Below are 3925 nucleotides of genomic sequence, written 5' to 3' on the forward strand. Positions count from 1 at the left end.
CCAGCCCGGAGCAAATCCTGCTCCGGGCTGGCTTTTGACAGGGATCAGGGAAGATTGACACCCTGGTAGGTCTGCTCGAAGCGGCGCAGCAGTTCGTCACCACGCTTCTTGGCGTTGTCGAGGGCGACCTGCATGGTCTGCTCGCCGTTCCACGCCTTCTGGGTTTCTTCCATGAAGACTTCGCGGAACTGCACATAGAAGCCCAGACGGACACCGCGGCTGTCTTCGGTGCGCGGCTGGTTCATGGATTCGATGCCGATGGCAGCGGTCGCATATTTGGCGGCATCAGCTTCGCCCGACGCTTCGATGGCGCCGAGCACGTCCTTGGTCACCGGGACGTAGCCGGTGGCTGCGGTGAAGATCATCTGCTGTTCGGGCTGGCGCAGGAAGCCGAGGAAAGCCTTGGCGGCAGCGACTTCGGCGTCTTCGTGACCCTTCATCACATAGATGGAAGCGCCGCCGACCAGTGTATTGTGGCGCTCATAGCCTTCATACATCGGGGCCATGTCGACGGTGACTTCGTACTTGCCCTCAAAGGCCTTGGAGGAAGCCGCGTAGGAACCGGACGAACCTTCCATCATGGCGCATTCGCCAGCATTGAAGGCGTCGGCATATTTGCCGGCCTTGGTGTCGACGCCGAGACGGACGAGACCTTCCTTGCGCCATTCGACGAGGTTGGTCAGGTGCTGTACGACGAAGGTGGTGTTGAGGACGTATTCGGCGTCGAGGCCGTCATAGCCATTGTGGTTCGACGCGATCGGCAGGCCGTGGCGGGCCGAGAACTGCTCCAGGACGCGCCAGGTATCGCCATCGGTGACGAAGGGGCAGGCATGGCCGGCAGCCTTGAGCTTTTCGGCAGCGGCCTTGATCTCTTCCCAGGTCTTGGGTGTCTCGGTGATGCCGGCTTCAGCGAGCTGGGTCTTGTTGGTGTAGAACAGCAGTGTCGACGCGTTGTAAGGCTGCGAGAAGAGACGGCCGTCCGACGTTTCGTAGTAGGCGCGAGCGCCATCGATATAGTTGGCCCAATCGACGTCGGGCAGGATTTCCTGCACCGGAACGACGGCATCAGACAGCATCAGGTCGAGCGTACCGGCATCGAAGAACTGGATCAGCACCGGAGCATTGCCGGAACGATAGGCGGCAATCGCCTTCTGCATCGAGACTTCGTAGCTACCCTGGCCGACACAGGTGACCTTGTCCTGGGACTGGGCGGCATTGAACGCATCGCACTGGGCGAGAATGGCAGTCTCGACGCTGCCGGTATTGCCGTACCAGAATTCGAAATCGGTGGCCTGCGCCGAACCGGCGCCAGCCATCAGGGCAGCCGTAGTGGCCGCCAGAGTGAACATCTTCATCATTGCCTCGCCTGTCATGAAAGCGGTCGCGGTGAGCCCCGATCGACCGACGATCGGATTACTACACTTTAGGTGTAACAAATCCATGACAGTGGCAATGAAGCCTCCAGCAACGCGCTCAACACGCCGCAGTTCGAGCGATGAAATCGGGCTTTCGTCGTTGAAATATTACACTCTTTTGGTAATGAAAGCGGGTGGAGACGATCGATGACCTATTCGCCCGAAGCGCTGATATCGCCGCGTTTTTCCCGTGCCGCCGAGGGTGGCGTCGTCTCGCCCAATGAGCGGGCGCTGTTGCGGCTGATCTGGCGCAATCCGGGCATGTCGCGATCCGAGATCACGCCGCACATCGATCTGACGCAGCAGTCGGTCTATCGCATCATCGACCAACTGGCCGAACGAGGCATCGTCGAACTGGGTGCCCCAAAACCGGGCGTCGGCCGCGGCCAGCCGAGCCCGACCCTGCGGCTTGTCGGCAAGCACGCCTATAGCTGCGGCATCTCGGTCAATACCGACGTCATCGGCATCTGCCTGATGGACCTCGCCGGGCGCATTCTCGGCGAAGCCAGCGTTCCCTTACGCGAATCCAGCATGGCCGAGGCTCTCGACCTCGTAGCTGAAGAGCTGGCGGGTCTCCAACGGACCAATTCTCTCTCACCGGACAGTTTTTTCGGCATCGGCTTTGCCATTGCCGGCTATCATGTAGGAGGCACGCGCTATAATGCGCCCCTACCCCTTCACGAATGGTCTCTTATCGAACTCGGCCCCCTCATGGCCGAATTCTTCGGCCGGCCGGTCTGGGTCCACAATGGCGCCAATACTGGCACCATCGCCGAATCCATGTTCGGTGTCGGCCGTTACATCAAGCATTTTGCCTATCTCAGCTTCAATTACGGCTTTGGCGGCGGGCTTATCAGCGATGGCGAACTACTGCTCGGGGGCAATGGCAACGCTGGAGAGTTCTCCGGCATTTACGATGCCGAGGAATCCAAGCGCCGCCCGGCGCTACAATATCTGATCGAACGCCTCAACCATAATGGCGTCGAAGTCCCCTCGATCAGCTATATGCGAAAGTATTTTGATCCCAATTGGCCCGGCGTGGCCGAATGGGTCGAGGACGTGACGCCGGCCTATAACCGCATGATCAACGCGATCCGTGCCGTCATCGACCCGCAAGCCATCGTCTTCGGCGGTCAGGTGCCTTCGGACCTAGCGCAGATGCTGATCGCCAGGACGCACATTTTTGACCGCCCGCGCTATGGTGTGAACCGCCCAGGCCCTAAACTGATCGTCTCGGAGATATCAACCGACGCCTCGGCGATGGGTGCGGCCGTTACACCGTTCAGGGCGGCGTTTTACTAGTTTGGCGACCTTGGAGTCGATGCGATTGCGCGAACGCTCATTCCGCTAGCTGTAATGGCCACACCTCGATGACTCCGTGGGCAACAGCGCAAGGGGATTTGGAGGCTAGCTCGATTGCCTCCTCAAGCGAGGAGGCTTCAAGGATGGCGAAGCCGGCGACGGGTAGGGCCGCTCGCATGTATGGCCCCTGCTCCGTTTCGACGCCCTTTGCTTCTGGATTTCGGACTTGCACCGGTTCGCCGGCGATGCCGATTATGGCGCCTTGCGCCAAAAGCTTTGCGTCGTTGGCATGAGCTGCGTTTCTGACGTCGCTTGGGGTCCGATCATAGCCGGCCTGATCGCCATAGCCGATGGTCAGGAATTTTGGCATGAGCGGTAGCTCCCTTTGGATATGTGAACTAGACCGCGCCCTGGATCATCGTGGCAAGGAGCGGCACTGATATCGGCTTGGGAAGAAGCCTTGCCTGGTAGGGCAGTTCCCCCGGCATCGGCATTCGCCCCCCGGTAATGACGATGATGGTGATGTGCGGCCACATCGCCCGCGCATGGTTGGCGAGCACAGCGCCGCTTCTCGTACCCGGCATCTGGATGTCGGTAATAAGAGCCGCGAAGGTTTCGGGGGCAGCGCCCAGAAGGCTCAGGGCCTCGGTGGTATTCGCCGCTTCCCAGGCCTCAAAGCCACAGTCTCGGACGATGGCGCTTATATCTGCGCGGATGATGGGATCATCGTCGACGACGAGGAAACTGCGGGCTTTGAAGATAGCTGGGTTTTCCATATCGCCATAACGAGCACCGCAGTTTCCAGTTGCGTGCCGCGAAGCAAAACGTGACCGGGACTTCTGATCGCGCCTCACCCAGGGATAATAGCCGCGTGAGAGAATGCCTACTCCAGGTCCGCCGCCGCGCGAAGCGCTGCGTTGATCCGCTCTTGCCAGCCAGCCCCGTCTGCCTGGAAATGCTCCAGCACATCTCGATCGATGCGAATTGAGATCAATTCCTTGCCGGCCGGAATTGCCGCTTTCGTTTCCTTGGGTTCGTCGGTCCTTGTGGTCAGTGCGCGAAAGGCCTCTTCGGCCTTTTCGGTGGCACTTCTTGGTCGGCGTGGCAGTTGTGCCATTCTGTGCACCTGTGGCTAGTCAATAAGTCGGGCAATGGTGCGTTCGGCGGCGCCGGCATCGGGCGCGCGGGGCCTTACCCCAACATCATCT

At 60.1% G+C, this 3925-nt stretch carries 5 protein-coding genes; 1 reads left to right on the top strand and 4 read right to left on the bottom strand.

Annotation, left to right across the window (positions count from 1 at the left end):
- Positions 1-44: 44 nt before the first annotated feature.
- Entirely contained in the window at positions 45-1355 is a 1311-nt protein-coding gene (locus ABW043_RS20410) for an extracellular solute-binding protein (protein ID WP_353923031.1), read from the bottom strand.
- A 207-nt stretch (positions 1356-1562) separates the two neighbouring features.
- Here ABW043_RS20410 and ABW043_RS20415 point away from each other — a divergent pair, with 207 nt between their 5' ends.
- Positions 1563-2717 carry an ROK family transcriptional regulator gene (locus ABW043_RS20415; RefSeq protein ID WP_353923032.1) on the top strand — a complete coding sequence of 385 codons (1155 nt, stop codon included), beginning with the start codon at positions 1563-1565 and terminating at the stop codon, positions 2715-2717.
- A gap of 37 nt (positions 2718-2754) precedes the next feature.
- Here ABW043_RS20415 and ABW043_RS20420 read toward each other — a convergent pair whose 3' ends face one another.
- From ABW043_RS20420 to ABW043_RS20430, 3 genes are all read right to left on the bottom strand, one after another.
- The gene (locus ABW043_RS20420) at positions 2755-3087 is read right to left on the bottom strand and encodes a YciI family protein (RefSeq protein WP_353923033.1); all 333 of its coding nucleotides are present in this window, start codon (positions 3085-3087) and stop codon (positions 2755-2757) included.
- A gap of 28 nt (positions 3088-3115) precedes the next feature.
- A complete protein-coding gene (locus ABW043_RS20425; RefSeq protein WP_353923034.1) occupies positions 3116-3493 on the bottom strand; it encodes a response regulator in 378 nt (125 codons plus the stop codon).
- A 107-nt stretch (positions 3494-3600) separates the two neighbouring features.
- A complete protein-coding gene (locus tag ABW043_RS20430; RefSeq protein ID WP_353923035.1) occupies positions 3601-3834 on the bottom strand; it encodes a BrnA antitoxin family protein in 234 nt (77 codons plus the stop codon).
- Positions 3835-3925: the final 91 nt, after the last annotated feature.

Source organism: Devosia sp. (assembly GCF_040509215.1).
Lineage (GTDB): Bacteria > Pseudomonadota > Alphaproteobacteria > Rhizobiales > Devosiaceae > Devosia.

Excerpts from the sequence above, each read along its gene's own strand:
- ABW043_RS20410 (WP_353923031.1), bottom strand. The coding sequence starts at position 1,355 with ATGAAGATGTTCACTCTGGCGGCCACTACGGCTGCCCTGATGGCTGGC.
- ABW043_RS20415 (WP_353923032.1), top strand. The coding sequence starts at position 1,563 with ATGACCTATTCGCCCGAAGCGCTGATATCGCCGCGTTTTTCCCGTGCC.
- ABW043_RS20420 (WP_353923033.1), bottom strand. The coding sequence starts at position 3,087 with ATGCCAAAATTCCTGACCATCGGCTATGGCGATCAGGCCGGCTATGAT.
- ABW043_RS20425 (WP_353923034.1), bottom strand. The coding sequence starts at position 3,493 with ATGGAAAACCCAGCTATCTTCAAAGCCCGCAGTTTCCTCGTCGTCGAC.
- ABW043_RS20430 (WP_353923035.1), bottom strand. The coding sequence starts at position 3,834 with ATGGCACAACTGCCACGCCGACCAAGAAGTGCCACCGAAAAGGCCGAA.